The sequence below is a fragment of the Maricurvus nonylphenolicus genome, assembly GCF_042854845.1.
In the GTDB taxonomy this organism is placed as follows: Bacteria; Pseudomonadota; Gammaproteobacteria; order Pseudomonadales; family Cellvibrionaceae; genus Maricurvus; species Maricurvus nonylphenolicus.
The window spans coordinates 4,005,073-4,026,988 of sequence record NZ_AP031498.1 but is presented as its reverse complement, the minus strand read 5'-3'; the positions used below and the strand labels follow the sequence as shown (position 1 = coordinate 4,026,988).

At 50.7% G+C, this 21,916-nt stretch carries 16 protein-coding genes; 12 read left to right on the top strand and 4 right to left on the bottom strand.

Translation table 11 applies throughout. From position 1 onward, the window contains the following. Window positions 1-5 precede the first annotated feature (5 nt). Window positions 6-2,342 carry a CHASE domain-containing protein gene (locus tag ACGHZ6_RS17445; protein WP_390615289.1) on the bottom strand — a complete coding sequence of 779 codons (2,337 nt, stop codon included), beginning with the start codon at window positions 2,340-2,342 and terminating at the stop codon, window positions 6-8. A gap of 177 nt (window positions 2,343-2,519) precedes the next feature. Between ACGHZ6_RS17445 and ACGHZ6_RS17440 the strand changes: the two genes are divergently transcribed. Genes ACGHZ6_RS17440 through ACGHZ6_RS17425 form a run of 4 tightly spaced genes read left to right on the top strand, consistent with a single transcriptional unit; the run spans window position 2,520 to window position 6,138 of the window. Then, window positions 2,520-3,077: an ATP-dependent zinc protease gene (locus ACGHZ6_RS17440; RefSeq protein WP_390615288.1), complete on the top strand. Its 558-nt coding sequence runs from the start codon at window positions 2,520-2,522 to the stop codon at window positions 3,075-3,077. Next, entirely contained in the window at window positions 3,074-3,637 is a 564-nt protein-coding gene (locus ACGHZ6_RS17435; protein ID WP_390615287.1) for an ATP-dependent zinc protease, read from the top strand. Before ACGHZ6_RS17440 ends, ACGHZ6_RS17435 begins: the two co-directional genes overlap by 4 nt. Before the next feature lie 17 nt (window positions 3,638-3,654). Next, on the top strand, window positions 3,655-5,172 hold the full coding sequence (locus tag ACGHZ6_RS17430) for a UUP1 family membrane protein (protein ID WP_390615286.1): 1,518 nt from the start codon (window positions 3,655-3,657) through the stop codon (window positions 5,170-5,172). A gap of 9 nt (window positions 5,173-5,181) precedes the next feature. Then, complete coding sequence (locus tag ACGHZ6_RS17425; RefSeq protein WP_390615285.1) at window positions 5,182-6,138, top strand: alpha-L-glutamate ligase-like protein; 957 nt, start codon at window positions 5,182-5,184, stop codon at window positions 6,136-6,138. Between the two features lie 27 nt (window positions 6,139-6,165). Here ACGHZ6_RS17425 and ACGHZ6_RS17420 read toward each other — a convergent pair whose 3' ends face one another. The 3 genes from ACGHZ6_RS17420 to ACGHZ6_RS17410 all read right to left on the bottom strand — a co-directional run bounded on the left by ACGHZ6_RS17420 (window position 6,166) and on the right by ACGHZ6_RS17410 (window position 11,259). Then, window positions 6,166-8,604 carry an EAL domain-containing protein gene (locus ACGHZ6_RS17420; RefSeq protein WP_390615284.1) on the bottom strand — a complete coding sequence of 813 codons (2,439 nt, stop codon included), beginning with the start codon at window positions 8,602-8,604 and terminating at the stop codon, window positions 6,166-6,168. 109 nt (window positions 8,605-8,713) lie between these two features. After that, window positions 8,714-9,220, bottom strand: a complete 507-nt coding sequence (gene greB / locus ACGHZ6_RS17415) for a transcription elongation factor GreB (protein ID WP_390615283.1) — start codon at window positions 9,218-9,220, stop codon at window positions 8,714-8,716. 74 nt (window positions 9,221-9,294) lie between these two features. Continuing rightward, window positions 9,295-11,259 carry a S9 family peptidase gene (locus tag ACGHZ6_RS17410; RefSeq protein ID WP_390615281.1) on the bottom strand — a complete coding sequence of 655 codons (1,965 nt, stop codon included), beginning with the start codon at window positions 11,257-11,259 and terminating at the stop codon, window positions 9,295-9,297. A gap of 142 nt (window positions 11,260-11,401) precedes the next feature. On the opposite strand from ACGHZ6_RS17410, the gene ACGHZ6_RS17405 reads away from it, so the two are divergent. From ACGHZ6_RS17405 to ftsB, 8 genes are all read left to right on the top strand, one after another. After that, window positions 11,402-12,451, top strand: a complete 1,050-nt coding sequence (locus tag ACGHZ6_RS17405; RefSeq protein ID WP_390615280.1) for a hypothetical protein — start codon at window positions 11,402-11,404, stop codon at window positions 12,449-12,451. A gap of 5 nt (window positions 12,452-12,456) precedes the next feature. Next, window positions 12,457-13,014 carry a YfiR family protein gene (locus ACGHZ6_RS17400; protein WP_390615279.1) on the top strand — a complete coding sequence of 186 codons (558 nt, stop codon included), beginning with the start codon at window positions 12,457-12,459 and terminating at the stop codon, window positions 13,012-13,014. Window positions 13,015-13,520: 506 nt separating this feature from the next. Then, on the top strand, window positions 13,521-15,617 hold the full coding sequence (locus ACGHZ6_RS17395) for a putative bifunctional diguanylate cyclase/phosphodiesterase (RefSeq protein WP_390615278.1): 2,097 nt from the start codon (window positions 13,521-13,523) through the stop codon (window positions 15,615-15,617). Window positions 15,618-15,673: 56 nt separating this feature from the next. Then, on the top strand, window positions 15,674-17,038 hold the full coding sequence (gene tilS, locus ACGHZ6_RS17390) for a tRNA lysidine(34) synthetase TilS (RefSeq protein ID WP_390615277.1): 1,365 nt from the start codon (window positions 15,674-15,676) through the stop codon (window positions 17,036-17,038). Window positions 17,039-17,197: 159 nt separating this feature from the next. Further along, on the top strand, window positions 17,198-18,820 hold the full coding sequence (locus ACGHZ6_RS17385; protein WP_390615276.1) for a CTP synthase: 1,623 nt from the start codon (window positions 17,198-17,200) through the stop codon (window positions 18,818-18,820). A 9-nt stretch (window positions 18,821-18,829) separates the two neighbouring features. Further along, entirely contained in the window at window positions 18,830-19,681 is an 852-nt protein-coding gene (gene kdsA, locus ACGHZ6_RS17380) for a 3-deoxy-8-phosphooctulonate synthase (protein ID WP_390615275.1), read from the top strand. Window positions 19,682-19,752: 71 nt separating this feature from the next. Beyond that, window positions 19,753-21,042, top strand: a complete 1,290-nt coding sequence (eno, locus tag ACGHZ6_RS17375) for a phosphopyruvate hydratase (protein ID WP_390615274.1) — start codon at window positions 19,753-19,755, stop codon at window positions 21,040-21,042. 576 nt (window positions 21,043-21,618) lie between these two features. Then, entirely contained in the window at window positions 21,619-21,903 is a 285-nt protein-coding gene (gene ftsB, locus ACGHZ6_RS17370) for a cell division protein FtsB (protein WP_390615273.1), read from the top strand. Window positions 21,904-21,916: the final 13 nt, after the last annotated feature.

The following is a 21,916-nucleotide window of genomic DNA, read 5'->3' as shown; positions in this document are numbered from 1 at the left end:
CGGTATTATACCTTATTCGGTAGCCAGATACTGAAGCAGCTGCCTTGCTGCCATTCGCTTTGAACGTCGATAAAACCTTGATGCAGTTCCGCGAATTCCTTAACCAGTACCAGTCCCAACCCAGTACCTTCAATGAAGCCTTTGCCTGGGCTGTTGATTTGGCTGAATTTATCGAAGAGTTTGTGCATATCTTCGCTCTTAATGCCAATGCCCTCATCCTTAACACTAAAGCTAACTCCTGGTTTAGCTTCATAGGTTTTGGGCTCAATGGTCAGGGTTATGGTGCCGTGGTCGCTGTATTTAACCGCATTGGACAGGAGGTTAAGTAACATCTGGGTTAATCGTTTGGGGTCAGCTTGAATGCTGTCGGCGCCGCAGTGGGTGACAAGATTAAGCGAAGTGCCTTCTGGAATAAGCGCCAGGGCTTGCTGTTGCAGCTGTGCGGTTAATGCAGGCAAGGCGATGGTTTCGGTACTGATGGACATTTTACCGGCCTCAATCTTGGATAAATCCAAAATGTCATTGATAAGATTGAGCAGGTGCTTGCCATTGCGATGAATGGTTTCCAGTGAATCTACCAGGCGCTTATCCTGATTATCTTGTGATTTGTGAATCAGTCGATGGGTAAAGCCAATAATGGAGTTAAGTGGTGTGCGCAGTTCATGGGACATGTTGGCCAGAAATTCACTCTTGGCCCGGTTGGCTTTCTCTGCTTGCTCTTTGGCTTGTTTGAGTTGCTGAGTTTTTATCACAACTTCATTGGCGATGGATTGGGCTTTCCCCTGGCTGGTGATGACAAAGGCTGCACAGAGAATGGAAAACATCAGGCCTGCCATTAAAACAAACCAGACGTTCCAGTCCATTTGGCTGTACAGGTCCTGATCACTAAGGCAAAAATCAATGGCCCAGGTGCGCTCGCCAATGGTTAAGGTTGATCGCCAGGTGTTGGAGCCAAGTGGTTGATCCCAGCGGCGGTAGAGCAGGTCGGGTTTGTCGGGTTGGGTGATATCGCTGACAAAGATATTATAGGCGTCAGTGTTGAGCCCCACGAGTGCGCTTTCGACAAGATCACCAACGTGATAGACCCCCAGGGCCAGGCCTTTTAAACGAGTGAAATCATCGCTCTGATAGACCGGGTACATAAGCAGGAAACCTGCTTGCTCTTGTCCTTGATTGTAGGAGTCCTGTACCAGCCGTATTTTTTCCGTTGCTACCAGCTTGCCGGTTAGACGCGCTTTTTCCATCGCCTTGCGACGGTTTTCCTGTGAAGCCAGGTCAAAGCCAATGGCTGCCTGATTGCCTTCGATAGGCGCGACATAGTAAACCGGGAAATAACTATCACGCCGTTTGGCGGTGATCATATTGCCGTTGACATCGCGTTCGGAAATTGTCCAGTTCCCAGGGTAGATTTGGCTTAGCTTTTCTTCAAAGTCATTACGTTCTTTGTGGTTAATGTGCGGAATCCATTCGATAGCTTGTAAGCCTTGGTAGTAGGGTAAGCGGTTGTAGTAATAATCCAAGAATTCCTGTGAAGATACATCGGTGTGGCTGTTAACCAGGGCATGCACAGAGAGTACGATATTGGTCATCGATGTCATGTGCTTTTCCACACCCAGGGAAAAGACCTTGGTTTCTTTTTCTGTTGTTGTGCGTATTTTCTCCTGCTCGTTATCACGGGCGTAGTCAAAGAAGACAATAACTGCCAGCAGGACCAGTAGCACCGGTGAGGTAGCCCTTAAGCGTGCCATCAGGCTCTTGGCATTCGAGTTTAAACGCAGAAGCACAAAAATAGGGTAGATTGTCATCACGCCAACAGAATCACCTACCCACCAGGTAATCCAGGCTCGGACGAGGTCTTCGGTGGGGAGGATATTGTTTAGTGATAGACCTGTGCAGGCAATGGTTGACGATATCAGGCAGCAACCTGGGCCTATCATCAGCAGTAATTTGAGCAGCGCATATTCGCTGGTATTGGTTCGTTTGGCATAGCGCCTAACAATTTCGGCTCCCAGCAATGCCTGCAGGGTTGAGCCGATGGCAATCGGTATATCAATCAATGCAATTTGAGCGAAATCAAAGCTGTTATCACGGAAAAACAGGTTAAATGATAAAACACCCAGAAACACTCCCCAGGCCATGGCGCGTCCAAGTACAAGAATCATCACCAGGGCGAATCCGGCAGCAGGCCAAACGGCGCTGGCAGAGCTGGGAGGGATAGATAAATAGCTACTGCCCGCACCAATCAGATAGTAAAAGGCGGCAGTAAGGGCTATAAAAATAAAGGTTGTAAGGGGGCGGTAAGTCTTGCTCGCGTTTTGTGGGAGGTATAGCGCTTTTTCCATCCCGTTTTTACTCCCTGGGTGGGCATTTGGGGCGTTGTGAAGCTTGCTTTAATATTGGGCCCAGACAATTCAAATAGTTTAGCAGAATAATGAGTGCTTTGAGAGTTATGATTGACGAACTGCAAACTTTCCAAGTACAACATAGTAATTGCTTTAAGGGAAAAAGGAGATAAGGCTATGGCCAGGGTTAGTATCAGTGTTACCGCTGTTGTGGGATTGGTGGGGATTTGCCTTGGGGGGCTGATTTCTTACTATCAGATGACCAGTCAGAAACCGGATTATTACACGGTCGGGGAAACCGCTGCTATCAGTGTTCCGGAAGTAGGGCTTACTTACTTGTCGCGTATTGATACCGGGGCACGAGTCACTTCGCTACATGCACTGAATGTCGAAGTCGAGGGCGTGATCAGTGATGCTGGTGTTGAGGATGAATCAGAGGCTGTGGATAAAAAGGCCTATATTGGTCGAACCGTACGTTTTGTAACACTGAACGAAAATAATCAACAAGCTAACCACACCGCAGAGATAATAGATGTCTCCCGCATCCGCAATGCTCAAGGGGTTGAAGAGCGCTACGTTATCGAGCTCGATCTGGAGTGGCAGGGTCTAAATAAACGTGTGGCGGTTAATCTTCGTGACCGGTCGGCCATGACCTACAAGCTGTTAATCGGCCGTAACTGGCTGGCGGGGGATTTATTGGTGGATGTTGCACAATCAGAAGGAGTGATTCAATGAGCGCAGTTAAACGTTTTTTCCGTAAGGGCTTTGTACTTGGGGGCATAGTGGTGTTATTGGCGGGATGTGAAACCATAACGAAAGCACCAGATGGCACAGTGGCGGCTCCCGATTGCCCGCCAGTTGGCAAGGTTGCGCATATTGGTGAGGTGGAATGGGTGACGGTAGCGCCAGAAGCTATTCGCCAAAAAGCACGTATTGATACGGGAGCACAGACGACCTCCATTGGCGTGATTAAGCAGCAAAAATTTGAACGCGACGGTGATACCTGGATCGCGTTTACCATCCGCAACCGGGAAACTGGTAAAGAGGTCGACATGAAGCGGCCCCTGCAGCGTACTGCCAAAATTAAACGCCATAATGCCGAGTCGGTGGAGCGTTATGTGGTAATGCTGGATCTGCAACTGGGGGATCTGAATATTCCTACGGAAGTCACTCTGGCTGACCGTGAGCAGTTTGAATTCCCGGTATTGATTGGTCGCAATTTCCTCGATGGTATTGCGGTTGTGGATGTCAGTAAAAAATTTATGGCGCTAAATCCCGAGCAAAACAATAACTAAACCTCAAGGAGTGAGTGGTGAATTCACGTAATCAAATTATCATATTGGTGCTGTTACTGATTGGGCTCGGCGGCAGCGCGGTTATTTATAAACATCAGGTTCTGGGGTTTCCGTTACTGGCCAGTGAAAAAGAAACGGTTTGGGACATTGAAGCCAAGATTGAGTTTGCAGCCGAGGGTGGACCTGTATCGGTAAAAATGAACCTGCCTGATCCGAATCCGGCCCGTAAGGTGGCTTTTTCCAAAGCGGTAGCATCTGGCTATGACTATAAAGTCATTGAGGAAGAGGGAACCCGCTACGGTGTTTGGAGCAGTGAATCTGCCGAGGGGCCTCAAACGCTCTATATGCGGGTGGAGACCTATTTTGTGGATAACCCGGATACCGGGGATAAGTCGACAGAATTGGCGAATCCTGATTTTCAGGGCGCGTTCGCTCAAGCTGCCGAGCGTTATGTTGCTGAGCTGGATGCTCAGCAGTTGGCATTGGATGCACGGGTTAAGCAGGTATTGTCTGATATTAATGCCAAAGGCAATAGCGATATTGCCGTGTTACTGCAGGATTCAGATAAACGCAGCGATCAGGTTGCATTGGCTGTTAATCTGTTGGCTATGCAGAACATTCCGGCCGAGCTCAGTCGCGGTATTTTCTTGGCCGATAAAAAGCGCAAGCAATCCGCCTTGTTCTTTTTGGAAGTGTTTGATGGCCAGCAATGGGTGCTATTCGACCCTCGAGAGGAAGATAAGGTTTCCTGGCAGGAAGTCATTATTCTGCAGAGTTCGAGTGAGCCACTGGTGGAAATTTTCGGTGGCACGGATTCAAGTTTCACCTTTTCAAGCTTGAAACAGCAACGTCCTACCTTCGAAACGGCTGTTGATGCTGCTGCGCGCGAGCACAGTGCATTTGTCGATTTCTCGATCTACAGTTTGCCACTGGCAGAGCAAAATGCATTTAAATTATTGCTGTTAATCCCTCTTGGGGCATTGGTGGTGGTGATTCTGCGCAATTTGGTGGGTATCAGAACCTCCGGTACTTTTATGCCCATTCTGATTGCACTGGTATTTTTGCAAACCAGTTTGCTGGCAGGTTTGGCGTTGTTCCTGATTGTCGTGGGTGTCGGCTTGGTGATGCGTTCCTATATGAGCAGGCTCAATCTGTTGTTGGTACCACGCATCGCCTCGGTGCTGGTGTTCGTGATTATTATTTATGCGGCCATTGGCATCACCAGCCATAAGTTGGGGATTGCCTGGGGTATGCAGGTGACGTTTTTCCCGATGATTATTTTGTCCTGGACTATCGAGCGCATGTCGATTTTGTGGGATGAAGAAGGTGGCCATGAAGTCATGATTCAAGGTGGCGGCAGTTTGCTGACAGCCATTCTTGCCTTTGGGGTCATGAGTAATCAGATTATCGCCGATACGGTTTTCCTCTACCCTGAAATGTTGTTGATCCTATTGGCCATTATTATTGCTATTGGCAGTTACAGTGGTTATCGCCTGTCGGATCTACGTCGTTTTGAACCCATGCAGAAACTATAGGGGGTCGATATGTTCGGATTAGCAAGCCCCAAAAAACTGCGTGAGTTGGGCATTGTGGGGATGAACAAGCGTAATGTGCATTACATAGCGCAGAACAATCCCCGCCACTTGTACCCGTTGGTGGACGATAAACTAAAAACCAAAGAGCTTTGCCGTCAGCACGATATTGCCACCCCACAGCTGTTGGGGGTGTGCAAGGTGCAAAGTAACGTCAATGAACTGGGCGATTTCCTGGCGGATATCGAGCAGTTTGTGATTAAGCCTGCCAAGGGCAGTGGTGGAAAAGGTATTTTGGTGATTGTCGGTCGTGACGGCGAGGACTTCGTCAAACCCAGTGGCGCCAAAGTAACCCTCACCGATATTAAACGTCATGTTTCCAATACACTCAGTGGCTTATATAGCTTGGGCGGTAAACCGGATGTAGCTCTGATTGAAGCCCTGGTTATATTTACCGATGACTTTGAAGGTTTTAGCTTCGAAGGCGTACCGGATATCCGGGTGATTATCTATAAAGGTTATCCGGTTATGGCCATGACCCGTCTGTCGACCCATGCTTCCGATGGCAAGGCAAACCTTCACCAGGGCGCGGTAGGCGTAGGCATTGATATCGCCACAGGCAAGGCATTGAATGCCGTGATGCATGCGAGGCCGATTGAGCAACACCCAGATACAGGCAAGGTGTTGAAGGAGTTGCATGTCCCTCTGTGGCATGAATTGCTGACGTTGTCTGTGCGGGGCTTTGATACTACCGGTTTGGGTTATATGGGGGCCGATATTGTGCTGGATAAAAACCAGGGGCCGCTGTTATTGGAGCTTAATGCCAGACCCGGGTTGGCAATTCAGGTAGCGAATGGCAAAGGCTTGGAACCCCGTTTAGCCTGCGCCGAAGAACAAGCCCTCCTTCACCCAAATCGCAGTGTTGAGGAACGGGTGAAATATGCGGTGGATGTGATTGCCGGGTTGTAATGCTTTTGTGATTCAATGTGTGAACGTCTATTGATGTAGGCGTTCACTTTCCAATAACAAAAGCGCCTGATGCGCGGGAATGGGTTTGCTGAAGTAAAAACCCTGTGCCAGGTCACATTGGTTGGCTTTAAGAAAGACCAATTGCTCGGAGGTCTCCACCCCTTCGGCGACGACTTTAAAATTCAGCTGTTTGGCGAGGAAGATAATAACCGAGGATATTTGCATATCACTCTCGCTGTCAGGAATGTCCTTAATAAACTCACGATCAATTTTCAGCGTATCAACAGGTAGCTTTTTCAGGTAACTGAGGGAAGAGTAACCGGTACCAAAATCATCAATGGCAATGCGAACGCCAAGCTCCTTAATTTGCTCAATGACCTCAAGACCAATACTCATATTTTCCATCAACAGGGTTTCGGTAATTTCCAATTCCAGTCGGCTGGGATCTATGGGGTAGCGATCGAGGCAGGATTTCAGGTAACTGATAAAATTTCTGTCAGTGAAGTGAGTCGAGGAGATATTCACCGCTATGGTGACATCCTGATAGAGCTTTTCCAGCACCTTGAGTTGTCGGCAGCTGGCTTCCAGGACGAAGTTATCCATTGCCTCGATCATGCCCAGGCTTTCCATTGCCGGAATAAATTCATTGGGCGGTAAAATGCCGCGTTCCGGATGATCCCAGCGGATTAAGGATTCAAACCCTTGAATATGACCTTCCATATCCACCTTCGGTTGCAAGTACAGGGTGTATTCCTGTTCTTCAAAGGCGCGGCGAATTTCACCTTCCAGTGACAGGGTCTCACTGGCTTCAGTGGCCATATTGCGTTGGAATATCTGGTAGTTATTGCCTCCAAGGCTCTTGGCGCGATACATGGCCAGCTCGGCATGTTTAATCAGATCATCTTCAGCAGTATTTTGCTGGGTGGTCACCAGGCCGATACTGCAACTGGTGACCAGTTCCCGCTTATTGACTGTGATGGGTTTGCGGACAAACTCGAGGATCTTTTTACAAATCAGTTCGGCTTTGGCTTGCTGACGGATATTTGGTATCAGGATGGCAAATTCATCGCCGCCTAAACGGGCTACTAACCCGAGCTGACTCAACGCTTGCTTAAGGCGTTTGGCAATATGGCTAAGCAGAAAATCCCCCTGTTGGTGCCCGAGGGAATCGTTGATGCGCTTAAAGTTATCCAGGTCCAGCATAATGACACACAGGTACTGACTACCGGGTTTTAAACGTTGCAACTCGTTTTGCAATTCGTATAAAAACAAGTGTCTATTGGCCAAGCCGGTTAGCGAATCGAGCAGTGACAGGCGCTCCATTTCCCGGGTACGGGTGTTGACCGCTTTTTCCAGGGATTCCAGTTGGTAGGACAGGGTGGTGGTGGCATCATCCAGAACGTCGATCTCGTCGCGAAAAAAAGCGCTCTTGCGTATACCGTCAATCTTTTCCCGAGCTTCCTGAAACAGGCGTTGCCCTAGCATGGGAAAGGTACTGGTTAACGTATTCAAGCGACTGACGTTACGCCAACTGATCCACCACAACAGCAATAAGCCAATGATAATACAGCTGGCCAAAATGGTTATCTGGCGTTTGATATAAAGGCTGAGATCTTGTTGTTGCTTGTCGAGATTGTAGGCAGTGGCAAAATACAGTGTTTGGTTGGCTGCTAATTCAGAGGTTAACAGTGGAACGCTCCAGCGATTACCGCCAAAGTTGAGCTGACGATCAGCTTGTGTTGCCTGGTGCAAACTATAGTTGAGGGCGAGTTCAGCGAGCAGGGGACGCAGCAGGGGTTGTGGTGTTGTTTCAAAGGAAAAAAACTGTGCCTGCCACTCTTCGATGTCGGGTTTTTCATAGGGCGATGGGGTGAGTTGCACAATACTTAACGGCAGGTTGGTTTGTTTGAAGAATCGATTGCCAGTAAGTTCCAGCGGTGCTCCTAACAATAAATAACCCAGAAACTTTTGCTTGCTCAGTAAGGGCGCGGCAACCAAATGCATACACTGTTTTTGACAGAGCAATGTATTGCCGATGGTTTGTTTGAGGTTATTGAGCCAGGGAATGAGAGGTTCTGTATTACCGAGCTGCCCTTGCTGGCCACTGACCTGCAATTGTCGATCAACTAAGGCCATGCCGGTTAATTGCCACTGCTCGTGAAGTGTTGGCCACAGTGCTTCCAGTGAGCCATTCAGACCGCTAAGGGTTAAATTACTTTTTTGTGTCAGGACCAGCGTATGGGCCAGTTTACTTAGGGCCCTCTGTTCAGTGGTCAGAATGTCTTCGAGGGAAAATTGTATTTGTTGATGGCGAGCTGTCGACTGCTCAGAGAAATACTGGCTGGCATGTTGATAATTGTGCCAAGCCAGCGCGGCAATAGTTGTGATTGCCAGTAAGGTCAAGGTGATGAGCAACTTCCAGTGCAGACTGAGAAAACGCTTTGGCGCCTCAATACCTTCGCTCATGGGGTTCCTTCAGATGGCCTTGTAGTGCGAAAAAAGTTCGAAATTTAGTGCGGAAAATTCCTATACCCCCTATCTGCGGGGCGCTCATCAAGTATAGAACAGGCTGGCATCAAATGTAGGGTTTGTATTCGATATGGGTGATATAGAGGTGTTCAGTTTTTTCCGGTGTCTTCAATACCACTTCATCATCCAGGTGCTTGCCCAGTAACAGCTTGGCCAGCGGCGAGTCCATACTGAGTTTACCGTTTTTGATATCAAATTCATCGGGACCAACAATTTGGTAGCAGTGTTCCTCGCCGTCATCATTTTCTACGGTCACATAGGCGCCAAAGAACACTTTGCTACGATCGTCGGGGATACGGTCGACGACGGTAAGCTCATCCAGGCGTTTGCTTAAAAAGCGTACCCGGCTGTCGATTTCACGCAGGCGGCGTTTGCCGTAAATGTAGTCCCCGTTCTCGGAGCGATCACCGTTCTTGGCGGCTTCGTGGACAACTTGCGTAACCTGAGGCCGCTCGACTTTCCACAGTTGGGTTAACTCCTCCTGCATGCGTGCTGCGCCTGCAGGGGTGATATAGGTGGAGCCTTTTTTACGGGGGGGACGCCAACGGCCCATACATTAAATGCCTTAACTTTTGATGTTTTAACGTGGGGTCTGACTCTGCGGGTCAGACCCCGTATTCCTAGCTATTAGATATTTTTGATTTCTACGGGTTCAATAGCCGAGTCACCCTCAAATCCAAACACCTGACTATAGAAATAATACTCCGCTTCCAGCGCCCGTTGAATATTCGGCCCTTGGCGGAATCCATGGCCTTCCCCGGCAAAGGGCACATAGGCAACGGGAATGCCTTTATTATCCAGGGCAGCCACCATGGCTTCAGCCTGGTTGGGGGGCACCACCTTGTCATCCAGACCCTGGAAGAATATCGCCGGGCAGTTGAGTTGATCGATATGATTGATCGGCGAGCGCGACTGATATGTTGCTTGATCTTGCGGGTAGGGACCGACCAGGCTGTCGAGGTAGCGGGCTTCAAACTTGTGGGTATCACGAGCCAGGGTTTCCAGGTCTCCAATACCGTAGAGGCTGGTGCCGGCTTTAAAGGTATTGCCAAACGCTAGAGCTGCCAGCACGGTGTAGCCACCGGCGCTACTGCCTTTAATCGCCAGTTGCTCGGGATTGGCCAAACCTTGCTTCACCAGATACTCGGCACCGGCGCACACGTCTTCAACATCGGCAATGCCCCACTGGTTTTTCAGTTGCTCGCGATACTCGCGGCCATAACCGGTACTGCCGCGGTAGTTTACGTCCAGCACGGCAAAGCCGCGGTTGGTCCAATACTGGATTTTCAGATTAAAGCTGGTTTCTGTTGCCCCGGTTGGCCCACCGTGGCCGAGTACAATTAGGGGCGGCTGCTCGTCGGCAGGCCCCTGGCAAAGAGTGTTGGTGGGCGGGTAATAAAATGCGTGGGCTTGTGCTTGACCATCGGGCCCGGAAGCAAAGCTAATCGGCTGTGGTAGGGATATTTCCTCGCGACCAAAATCCAGTTGCGCCGATTCAGCGACGGCTGAAAGCTCGCCCTGCTGGTAGTGCACAATTTGGGCGGGCTGATCCGGTGCGCCACCGATAAACAGGGCCTGATTGGCGGCGCAGTTTATTGTGCTGATGTCAGAATAGTTTTTGCTAACTTGGGTAAGGGTTGAGTTCTGCAGATCTATTAATCCCAGATACCAGCGCCCCTGTTGGGTATAGGTGGCTAACACCTGTTGGCTATTGAGAAAACCGAAAGTCGACATACCAAACACCCACTGTGGAGTGGCAAATTCAGCGTCTTTTTCTATGACGGTTTCAAGTTCTCCATTGCGGTAGCGGTATAGGTTCCACCAATTGTTGCGATCAGATACCAGATACAAATCCCCATCGGGAGACCACTGCGGTTGGAAAACCGATTCCTGGTTTGCAGCTGCGGGATCTCCTGCGATCAGGGTTTTGTTCGACAGCTTGCCGTGCTGGTCCAGATCGGCGATATAACACTGGGTGTTATCCCAGGGCATGGATGGGTGGTTCCAGCACAGCCAACTGAGCTGCTGATGGTTGGGAGAGATTTGTGGGTTGGAATAAAAATCGTCACCTTCTACCAGAACGCTGACTGCCTGACTGGCATCCAGGGGGACGGCCACCAGAGCATTGGTTTCTTCCTCGGCCTGGCCCTGCTTTTTTAAGGTGTGATCTTCACGAACACAAATCAGGCGCTGATGTTGGCGATCGATACGCAGATCCGCATAGCGGAAGTCACCTTCGGGCGTGAGGGGCTTGAGGTCGCCGCTTTCTTGCAGCTGGTAGACCCGCTGGTCATCCTGCAGGATGACATAAACCTCTCCCTGGTCGACGCAATAACTGGCTCCACCGTATTCATGGGCTTTCGAGCGAATACTGTAAGGGGGTGGCAGTAGATCGGTTTTTTGGCCGTTGACTTGTCTAACCAGAGCGCTGCGTCCTTGTTCCTGAGGACGGGATTCCAGCCAGTACAGGGTGTCTCCATCCAGGCGGGGCTCGGCCAGACGCAGGTTTTGGCTGGTGAGTAATTCTGCGCTGATAACAGAGGGCCAGCTACCGTAAGGGGCTGTTTGCTTGGTGTTCGAGGTGTTGGCCATAACAGATGATCCATAACTGATAATGGGCGTCATTGTACCCAGCTTTAGCTGGATCTTGCAGGCTTGAGGCTGCCTGGGGGATTGGAAAAATCATGTATAATCCCGCGTCAAAAACAACAATATATCGAGAGGCGTTGGGGTTATGCGGCAGTTTTTGGGGTGTATGGGGGCATTAATGGCCGCCGGGTTTAGTCTGTCCGCTACTGTTAGCGCCCAGGGAACGCCAGCTGAATTTGCTGAGTTGAGTTTACAGGATTTACTGCATATTCCTCTTTATGAATCTGGCGTTGCAGCTGAGCGCTGGACCTTCTCTTACCACTACAGCCGTCTGACGTTAGATGGTTATCAGGATGGCGATAGTAAAATCGCTAAATCCGAACTACTCTGGCGCCCAGGTCAAACCCGTAGCCAGGATAATTACCCGGTATTGCCCACTGAAATTACCCAGCAGGTACATCTGTTGGCAGCGGCTTACCAGTCAGACGGTTGGGGGCTGACCTTGTCTTTGCCTTATATTAAGCAGTCTACCGATCATATCAGTAGTATTCCCGGCTATGATAAGTTCACCATTCATTCCGAGGGTTTGGGTGATGTATCTGTGGTGGGGTCCTATAGCTTGTCCCAGACATTACTCAGCAACTGGACACTCACCGCTGGTTTGAGTTTTCCTACCGGCTCTATCGATGAAAAGGGCGATACACCTCGTGCTCCAGGCAATCAACAGTTGCCTTATACCATGCAGCTGGGTTCTGGAACTTATGACCTCCCATTGTCCTTGCGTTATCAGAGCTGGGGACAGCATCAGTGGAGCCTGGCTCTGTCTGCCAAGTTACGTACCGGTAAAAATGATCGTGGATATCGCTTGGGCAATTACTGGCGGTTAAGCGGCCAATATGACATTCAGGGATTCGATTGGGGTCAGCCATATATTGGCGCGGCCTATGAGGACCGTCAGGCTATCCATGGCCAGGATGATGATTTAACCGTAGCCGGTGCTTACCCCTATCCAGCCAGTATCACCAACCCGGATTTATTTGGTGGCCGCCAACTGGACCTTAAAGTGGGTATGCGTTGGTCAGTAGCCGGACACCGTTTTACCTCAGAATTGGGTGCGCCTTTATACCAACATTTAAATGGCCCCCAGCCCCGAGAGCAGTGGCAGCTGCGTTTGAAATATGAGTTGGGCATCTAAGCTCAATGGGTTTTCTGGCCAACAAGGGCTTTCTTACAAGACTGGGTCTGAGTGCAGGACTGGTCTGTGGATGGCTGCTCTCCGCTCTGCCAACCCAGGCCGCAGAATTAAGTCGAGAGGACAAACTTAAGGCCGCCTATCTGTTTCACTTCACTCGCTTTGTGCGTTGGACGGAATTAGGCTTGTCGGCATCGCAGCCGATTAACCTGTGTGTCGACAGTGAGGCTGCCTTCGTGAACTTTATCACTGACATGTCGGATAGAGCCGAGTACAGGGGATCACCGAACAGAGCTGTGAAGGTTATCTCGCTTACCCAGGTGTCTGATGCTGAGCCCGTATCAGATTGTCATATGATTTATATGCGCCAGCCAGGACTGCACGCTTTGTTGAGGGATGATGCTTTAGTGGTTGGTGATCTTGGTGGTCCCTATAGTGGCCAGGCGACTGTGTTGTTTTACCCTGATAAGCAGCGCTTGCGTTTTCAGGTGCATGTAGATCGCTTGGAAGCTTCCGGAATACCTATCAGCTCTGAGCTGCTTAAACTGGCCAAACTGGTTCCTTAGCTAGCGTTTATACCGCCTCTCGATATTAAGTTTTTATTTTCTTGGCCGACCCTCTTATTTCCGCAGACTGATATCGCGCGATACTGAGTAGGTATCTCATACTTTATGATGAAAATCGTGCCATTTTGTTTGTGGCGGGTTTCGTGTAGAATAGCCCGCCGTTTAATCGGGTTGGTTAATGATTGACCAGTGGGTCGGCCGTTAACAATAGGCGTGTAATCGCACTGATAGTGGCTGGCTTCAGCCCGTGGTGCCAGGCGCAAATACAAAAATAACGATACTTAGAGTCGGGTCATACCTGATAAGACTGCCATAGAGCAGCTGATCCCCACTCACAATCAGTAGGGCTTTAGACCCGCCAGGGTCTGGAAAAATATGTTTCTTTTTGGGTACCAATCATTGGATTCGGCTATCCGCGTATCTCGTGTGAGAGATAGGGCGGTGTTTTACCCTGCCCGTTGGTTATCTTTTGCCCTGAAATGGGGCGTGTCATGAAGCGCTGGGGAATGAATCTCAAGGCACGTATTGCTGCGCTGTCATTCCACCACAAGCAGGTGGTGCTGGTTGTAGCGATTAATGCTTTATGTCTGGCACTGGCATCTGTGCTGTTTTTCTCCACCAATATTATTAGCTTTGAGCGAAACCTTAAGGCCGAGCTGGCCAGTAAGTCAGCGCTGGTGCGTCGCTCTACCGCAGCGGCGTTGGCATTCTATGACCGTGATGCGGCGCGGGCATTGATTGATGCCTTTAGTTCCGATCACACCGTACGTCAGGCCAGTGTTTTCGATGCATACCACCAGGTATTTGCTCAGTACCGTCGCGATGGTGTGCAACTGATTGCTTGGCAGGATCTGAGTTCAGATTTTTATGCCGAGCAAGATGGTGTTATTAGCAGCTTCGAACCCATTGAGCTGGATGGCCAGACAGTGGGCTACTTCTTTATTTCCGCTGACAATACCGCGTTAGATGAACAGACCCGCAGTTATGCACAGATTATTGTGGGGGTGTTTTGCTTAAGTCTGTTTTTGGCTTATATCCTGTCTCTATACGGCCAGCGTTTAATGTCCGGGCCCATCAGTAAACTGGTGGAAGTGGTTGGTCATGTCACACAAAACCAACGCTATGATCGCCGTTTAAGGGTCGAGCGCAAGGACGAAGTCGGTACCCTGATCAAGGGCTTCAATGCCATGCTGGATGTGATTCAGGATCGGGAAAAGCAGCTGAAAAAGAACGGTGAGCGGCTGGAAACCCTGGTAGAAGTGCGTACCCGACAGCTATACCAGCGCGCTAACTACGACGCCTTAACACGTCTGCCCAACCGTCATTTGTTAATGGACCGTATGGAGCACGGTATTGACCATGCCAAGCGCAACCCGAAAAACCTCGGTGTACTGTTTTTGGATCTCGATCGCTTTAAAGTGATTAACGATAACCTCGGTCATGCTATCGGTGATGAGTTGTTGAAAAAAGTTGCGGCGCGGTTGGTAAAAGCCGTTCGCGCCGATGACAGTGTCTGCCGCTGGGGTGGGGATGAATTTGTCATCTTCCTCGAGCATTTGCGTCGGCCTGAATATGCCGGACGTGTGGCGGAAAAAATTATTGATGCGTTAAAGGCGCCGTTTGAACTTAATGGTCACAGCCTGCATATCTCCACCAGTATTGGTATCAGTGTTTATCCAAAGGACGGGGAAGATTCCACCACCCTGTTAAAACACGCCGATATCAGTATGTATCAGGCCAAAGGCAAGGGCGCGGGCCACTACTGCTTCTTTGAAAGCCATATGAGCGCCATGTCGTTGGAGCGCCTGGATATGGAAAGCAAGTTACACCGGGCACTGGAAAATAATGAATTCAGTCTGCATTACCAACCCAAGGTAGATTTGAAAACCGGCACCGTAAGTGGTGTTGAAGCGCTGCTACGCTGGGAACAGCCGGAGTTGGGGCGGGTATCGCCGGCGGAATTTATTCCCTTGGCCGAAGAGGTCGGGCTGATAAACCGTATTGGCCTATGGGTGTTGGCTGAAGCCTGCCAGCAAAATAAAACCTGGCAACAACAGGGTTTTGATCCCATCAGGGTGGCAGTGAATTTGTGTGCATCGCAGTTAGCCGATAACAAACTGGCGGATGATATCTTGTCGCTGTTAAAAGCTTACCAGTTAGATCCCTGTTATCTAGAAGTGGAAATTACCGAAAACGTGTTTATTGATGCACCCAAGTCGGTATATCGAACCCTGCAACGTTTGCGTAATGTCGGTGTGCATATTTCGCTGGATGACTTTGGCACCGGTTATTCAAGTATGAGTTATCTACGTGATTTACCCGTCGATAGCCTGAAAGTGGATGGTGGTTTTGTGCGAGGCTTGGGTAATGATGCTGCCAGCGATGGTATTGTGCAGGCAACAGTAACCTTGGCCCACAGTCTTGGCTTGTCGGTGGTGGCTGAATGTGTGGAAACACCTGCACAAAGTGAGTACTTGCGCGAGTTAAATTGTGATTATGTGCAGGGATACCTCTATGGTCGTCCTGTCCCTGCTCAACAACTACCTTTGACCCGTAGGGCCGATCTCGATCAGCCCCTGTCGCCTGCTGCCGAACTTTCCTAACTTAACCCTTCCCGCGTACACTTAGCATTTCACTGAACTCTTTATCCGATTAGCTTATGGGTGATGCCATCAATATTGTCAGTCATACTTTACGCCGTGAGCTGCCAGCGCTTGAAGGGGTTAAGCGCTGGGTCGTCGGCTTGAGTGGCGGTTTGGATTCCAGTGTTCTGTTGCATGGCTTGAGTCTGTGCGGTTTTTCGCAGCCGATTATCGCTTGCCATATTCATCATGGATTATCGGATCACGCTGACCAGTGGCAGGAGCACTGCCAGTCTTTCTGCGCCGAGTTGGGGGTGGCGTTTGTTGATCGCGCAGTAGCGGTCAGTAACCTTGGCGGCGGTGTGGAAGAAGCCGCTCGTCAGTCTCGCTACCAGGCTTTTGAGGATTTGCTGGAGCCCGGTGACTGCCTGTTGCTGGCCCATCACCGCGATGATCAGGCTGAAACCCTGTTGCTGCGTTTAATGCGCGGAGCGGGACCAAAAGGATTGGCTGCTATCCCCGCACAGCGCCCCATTGGAAAAGCCCAGTTGTATCGGCCGCTGCTGGAATTATCCCGCGGTGAGTTGGAGGCTTATGCTCAGACCCACGAGCTGCGTTGGGTGGAAGATGATAGTAATAGTGATGAAGGCTTTGATCGCAACTACTTGCGCCGCCAGGTGATGCCCTTGCTGCAGGCCCGTTGGCCGGAGTTTTCCCGCAACTGGCAGGCCAGTGCTGAATTGTGTCGCCAGCAGTCAGAGTTGAGTGAGGCCCTGGCGGTTGATGATCTTGCGGAGATGGATCCACAGCGGGATAGGGCGGGCCACAATCTGAGTCTGAAGGCCTTGCAGCAACTTCCCTCATCCCGACGTCAGTTACTCCTGCGTGTTTGGTGTGAACAGCTGAATATCGCTTGTCCGAGTCGCGCCCAGTTGCTGCAAATTGAGCAACAATTGATCAGTCACCGCCAGGACAGTGAAGCTGAGGTACAGTGGGCAGGGTACAGTATGCGCTGCTATCAACAGCGCCTGTACTTGTATCTAACTCCTGCTACCCCGGAGCCTGGTTGGACTACAAGCTGGGATTTGACCCATTCACTCTCCCTTGGCAGCAGTCAGTTGCAGACTGAGCAAGCTGATGTTGGTTTGCAGGCTGGGCGGGAGTACGGGGTCTGTTACCGATCCGGCGGCGAGCGTTGCAAGCCCCAGGGGCGAAATCACTCGCAAACCTTGAAGAAGCTGCTACAGGAATATGGGCTACAGCCCTGGTTGCGTGACAGGGTGCCTCTGCTGTATCTGGGGGATCAATTGGTGGCGGTAGGGGATCTGTGGATCTGTGATGGTTATGCCGTCGAAGGCGGCCTCAAAATTGACTGGCAGACCAGGCTGACCCAGGATTCACAGCCATCTGTAATTTCACCATCAGGCCAAGATCTGGATTGAGCTGAGAGCCACTTTCCGGTAGACTGGCGTCCCATCTTGAGGACAGCTTTAGAAACGCACAAGAGCCCCACAAAATACCTCTGTGGGCCCCGATATACAGGGGGTCGTCGCTAAAGCAGCTCCTAATCGAACTGTTCGAACAATCTAGCAAGGCTATACATGACGCGATTTATTTTCGTTACCGGCGGTGTTGTTTCTTCTTTGGGTAAGGGCATCGCCTCGGCTTCTTTGGGCGCCATTCTTGAGGCCCGTGGCCTGAAGGTAACCATCCTCAAGCTGGACCCGTATATCAACGTTGACCCGGGTACCATGAGCCCGTTCCAGCACGGTGAGGTTTACGTCACCGAAGATGGTGCTGAAACCGACCTGGATCTGGGCCACTACGAGCGTTTCCTGCGCTCGAAAATGTCCCGTCGTAACAACTTTACCACCGGTCGTGTCTACGAAACTGTGCTGCGTAAAGAGCGTCGTGGTGACTACCTGGGCGGCACCGTACAGGTGATTCCGCACATTACCGACGAAATCAAACGCCGTGTACTGGATGGCGGTAATGGTTATGACATTGCCCTGGTAGAGATCGGTGGCACCGTGGGTGATATCGAATCCCAGCCATTCCTGGAAGCTGCGCGTCAGCTGAAAGTTGAACTGGGCCGTGAGCGCGCTCAGTGGATCCACCTGACCCTGGTGCCGTATATCGCCACAGCTGGTGAGACCAAGACCAAGCCAACCCAGCACTCTGTGAAAGAGCTGCGTTCCATTGGTGTTCAGCCTGAAATCCTGCTGTGTCGTTCCGAGAAGGAAGTGGACGCCGACTCCCGCCGCAAGATTGCCCTGTTTACCAACGTGGAAGAAAAGGCGGTTGTGCCGCTTCCCGATGCCAAGACCATTTACACCATTCCCAAGCTGCTACAAAGCTATAACCTCGACCAGATCGTGCTGGATAACTTCCGCCTGGAAGCCCCGGTTGCCGACCTGTCTGAGTGGGATGTGGTTGCCGATGGCAAGCTGAATCCGGAAAGCGAAGTGACCGTTGCCATGGTTGGCAAGTACATGGAGCTGATCGACGCCTATAAGTCGTTGAACGAAGCCCTGGATCACGCCGGTATTTCCAACCGCACCAAGGTCAACATCAAGTACATCAATGCAGAAGATGTTGAAGAGCAAGGCTTGGACCTGATCAAAGATGCCGATGCCATTCTGGTTCCGGGCGGCTTTGGTGAGCGTGGTCTGGAAGGCAAGTTGATGGCGGTTCAGTACGCCCGTGAAAACAAAATTCCTTACCTGGGCATCTGCCTGGGCATGCAGTCCGTCGTAATTGAATTCGCCCGTAACGTACTGGGGCTGAAAGAAGCCAACAGTACCGAGTTCAACAAAAGCGGCCCTGATCCTGTGATCGGTCTGATCACCGAGTGGGTAACTTCAGAAGGTGGTGTTGAGACCCGCGATGAAACCTCTGATCTGGGCGGCACCATGCGCCTGGGTGCGCAGGAGTGTCGTCTGGTGGCTGACAGTAAAGCCCGTGATATCTACGGCGCTGATGTGATTGTTGAACGTCACCGTCACCGCTTTGAAGTGAACAACAATTACGTGGCACGTCTGCAGGAAGCCGGTTTGAAAATCGGCGGCTGGTCCGCTGACGATACCCTGGTAGAAATGGTGGAGATCGAAGATCACCCCTGGTTCGTGGCCTGTCAGTTCCACCCGGAATTTACCTCTACGCCACGTGATGGTCACCCATTGTTTGGCAGCTACATTAAAGCTGCCCTTGCCAATAAGAAGTAGGGTTGTAGCGTGACACAGAAAGTCATAAATGTAGGCGACATTGAAGTTGCCAACGACAAGCCCTTCACTCTGTTCGGCGGAATGAATGTATTAGAATCCCGCGATATGGCCATGCAGGTAGCCGAGAGCTACGTGCAGGTCACTGAAAAGCTGGGTATTCCTTATGTCTTTAAAGCCTCTTTCGATAAAGCCAACCGCTCCTCGGTATTTTCCTACCGTGGCCCTGGCATGGAACAAGGCTTAAAGATTTTCGAAGAAATCAAAAACACCTTTAACGTGCCGGTGATTACCGATGTGCATGAGCCGCATCAGTGTGCCCCGGTTGCTGAAGTTTGTGATGTGATCCAGCTGCCAGCCTTCCTGGCGCGTCAGACTGACCTGGTGAAAGCCATGGCAGAGACAGGTGCTGTGATTAACGTGAAAAAACCACAGTTCCTGAGTCCATCACAAATGAAAAACATCGTCGAAAAATTCGGCGAGTGCGGCAACGACAAGATCATGTTGTGCGAGCGCGGCAGCGCCTTCGGTTACGACAATCTGGTTGTGGATATGTTGGGCTTCCGGACCATGAAAGAAGTCAGTGGCAATGCACCACTGATCTTTGATGTGACCCACGCCCTGCAGTGCCGTGATCCTGGTGGTGCCGCTTCCGGCGGTCGCCGTCATCAGGTGGCTGAACTGGGACGTGCTGGTATGGCCCTGGGCCTGGCCGGTTTGTTCCTCGAAGCACATCCGAATCCGAGCGAAGCCAAGTGCGATGGCCCCAGTGCCTTACCGCTGGACAAGCTGGAGCCGTTTTTGGCCGAGATGAAAGCCGTGGATGACCTGGTGAAATCCTTGCCGCCACTGGATATTAATTAAAACTATATTTCTTACTTATTTTTTCTTTTTATTTTTCTTTACAGGACAAAATTTCTGGAGCCATTGTTACCATGAGCAAGATTGTTGATGTAAAAGCCTTTGAGGTCCTCGACTCTCGCGGCAACCCTACCGTAAACGCTGACGTTATTCTGGAAAACGGTATCGTAGGTTCAGCCTGCGCTCCTTCCGGTGCGTCCACCGGTTCTCGCGAAGCTCTGGAGCTGCGCGATGGTGACAAAGGTCGTTACCTGGGTAAAGGCGTGCTGAAAGCCGTAGAAAACGTAAACACCACCATCAAAGATCTGCTGGTAGGTAAAGACGTAACTGAGCAGCGTGCACTGGATCAGGCCATGATCGACGCTGACGGCACCGACGCAAAATCCAACCTGGGCGCCAACGCCATTTTGGCTGTTTCCCTGGCTGCTGCGAAAGCTGCTGCACAAGCCAAAGGCGTTGCACTGTACGAGCACATCGCCGATGTAAACGGTACCCCAGGTCAGTTCACCATGCCTGTTCCAATGATGAACATCATCAACGGTGGTGAGCACGCCGACAACAACGTCGACATTCAAGAATTTATGATTCAGCCAGTTGCTGCCAAGACCTTCACCGAAGCTCTGCAAGTAGGTGCTGAAATCTTCCACGCCCTGAAAAAAGTACTGAGCGCCAAAGGCCTGAACACCGCTGTAGGTGACGAAGGTGGTTTTGCTCCAGACCTGGCGTCTAATGCTGATGCACTGGCTGCGATCAAAGAAGCCGTTGAAGCCGCTGGCTACAAGCTGGGCACTGATGTGACTCTGGCTCTGGACTGTGCTGCTTCCGAGTTCTACAAAGACGGTCAATACGATCTGTCCGGCGAAGGTAAGGTATACAGCGCTGAAGGTTTCAGTGACTTCCTGGCTGAGCTGTGTGACCAGTACCCAATTATCTCTATCGAAGATGGTCTGGACGAGTCTGACTGGGACGGCTGGAAATACCAGACTGAAAAGCTGGGCGACAAAGTACAGCTGGTAGGTGACGACCTGTTCGTAACCAACACCAAGATCCTGAAAGAAGGCATCGAGAAAAACATTGCCAACTCTATCCTGATCAAGTTCAACCAGATCGGTTCTCTGTCTGAAACGCTGGACGCCATCAAAATGGCCAAAGACGCAGGCTACACCGCTGTGATTTCTCACCGCTCCGGTGAAACCGAAGACACCACCATTGCTGATCTGGCTGTAGCGACTGCTGCGGGTCAAATCAAAACTGGTTCTCTGTGCCGTTCTGACCGTGTATCCAAGTACAACCGTCTGCTGCGCATCGAAGCTGAACTGGGTGCTGAGAAGGCGCCTTACCGTGGCATGGCTGAGTTTAAGTAAGTTACTTAAATACGCCTGACACGTTTTTAAAAAGCCCGGATTTATTCCGGGCTTTTTTGTTTTTGCTTGTTTTAGTTTGGTGTTAATACCCCGGTTTACCCATGGGGGGAAGGCCATATTCCCGGCTGCAAGACTTGTACTGGGGCGGTCGCACTTGCGGAACTCGCTGTAAAACGCTCAGACAGTCCTCGTAAACGCTCCTCGCCCCAGTACAAGTCTTAAGCGCAGCCTGATTGGTCATAGGGCCTTCCCCCCATGGGTAAACCTACCTTCGGATAAATAAATATAGAATGATGCCGCACAATGCGAGGAGTTAGTTGGGTGGGTACTGTTCGTAGCAATCAGCCCATGCTTAAGCGGCAGGCAAAAGTCAGGGTAGTCGCGGAGGTTGTTTGAGCGTTTTTTGCGAGTTTACGTAGCGCTGACTTTTGCCTGCCGCTTATGGGCGCGAAGAACAGTACCCACCCAACTAACTCCGGGTTAAGAACTCTGGCCTCTTTTATGTCTAGCATCTCACGTCATTCACAATGTGATATGTTATTCTACGATCTCACTTTTTAGCGTCCCGCGTATAACATGAAATGGCTTATCCCCATTCTGCTGATTCTCTTTATTGGCCTGCAATATCGCCTGTGGATAGGTGAGGGCAGTCTGGCAGATGTGGCGCGCCTGGATCGTGAAATCCAGCAGCAGCAAGTCGAAAACGGGCGCTTGCAGGAACGTAACCGCGTGTTAATGCTGGAAGTCGATGCCTTAAAATCCGGCTTGGGTAGTGTTGAAGAACGCGCCCGTGAAGATATGGGCATGATTAAACCGGGTGAAACATTCTTTATGGTTGTGGAGCCGGAGCAGGATAATTGATCGCTAGAGTCTT

Bases quoted from the DNA above. Each gene is read 5' to 3' on its own strand.
- ACGHZ6_RS17445 (WP_390615289.1), bottom strand. From the start codon at position 2,342: ATGGAAAAAGCGCTATACCTCCCACAAAACGCGAGCAAGACTTACCGC.
- ACGHZ6_RS17440 (WP_390615288.1), top strand. From the start codon at position 2,520: ATGGCCAGGGTTAGTATCAGTGTTACCGCTGTTGTGGGATTGGTGGGG.
- ACGHZ6_RS17435 (WP_390615287.1), top strand. From the start codon at position 3,074: ATGAGCGCAGTTAAACGTTTTTTCCGTAAGGGCTTTGTACTTGGGGGC.
- ACGHZ6_RS17425 (WP_390615285.1), top strand. From the start codon at position 5,182: ATGTTCGGATTAGCAAGCCCCAAAAAACTGCGTGAGTTGGGCATTGTG.
- ACGHZ6_RS17420 (WP_390615284.1), bottom strand. From the start codon at position 8,604: ATGAGCGAAGGTATTGAGGCGCCAAAGCGTTTTCTCAGTCTGCACTGG.
- greB (WP_390615283.1), bottom strand. From the start codon at position 9,220: ATGGGCCGTTGGCGTCCCCCCCGTAAAAAAGGCTCCACCTATATCACC.
- ACGHZ6_RS17410 (WP_390615281.1), bottom strand. From the start codon at position 11,259: ATGGCCAACACCTCGAACACCAAGCAAACAGCCCCTTACGGTAGCTGG.
- ACGHZ6_RS17405 (WP_390615280.1), top strand. From the start codon at position 11,402: ATGCGGCAGTTTTTGGGGTGTATGGGGGCATTAATGGCCGCCGGGTTT.
- ACGHZ6_RS17400 (WP_390615279.1), top strand. From the start codon at position 12,457: ATGGGTTTTCTGGCCAACAAGGGCTTTCTTACAAGACTGGGTCTGAGT.
- ACGHZ6_RS17395 (WP_390615278.1), top strand. From the start codon at position 13,521: ATGAATCTCAAGGCACGTATTGCTGCGCTGTCATTCCACCACAAGCAG.
- tilS (WP_390615277.1), top strand. From the start codon at position 15,674: ATGGGTGATGCCATCAATATTGTCAGTCATACTTTACGCCGTGAGCTG.
- ACGHZ6_RS17385 (WP_390615276.1), top strand. From the start codon at position 17,198: ATGACGCGATTTATTTTCGTTACCGGCGGTGTTGTTTCTTCTTTGGGT.
- eno (WP_390615274.1), top strand. From the start codon at position 19,753: ATGAGCAAGATTGTTGATGTAAAAGCCTTTGAGGTCCTCGACTCTCGC.
- ftsB (WP_390615273.1), top strand. From the start codon at position 21,619: ATGAAATGGCTTATCCCCATTCTGCTGATTCTCTTTATTGGCCTGCAA.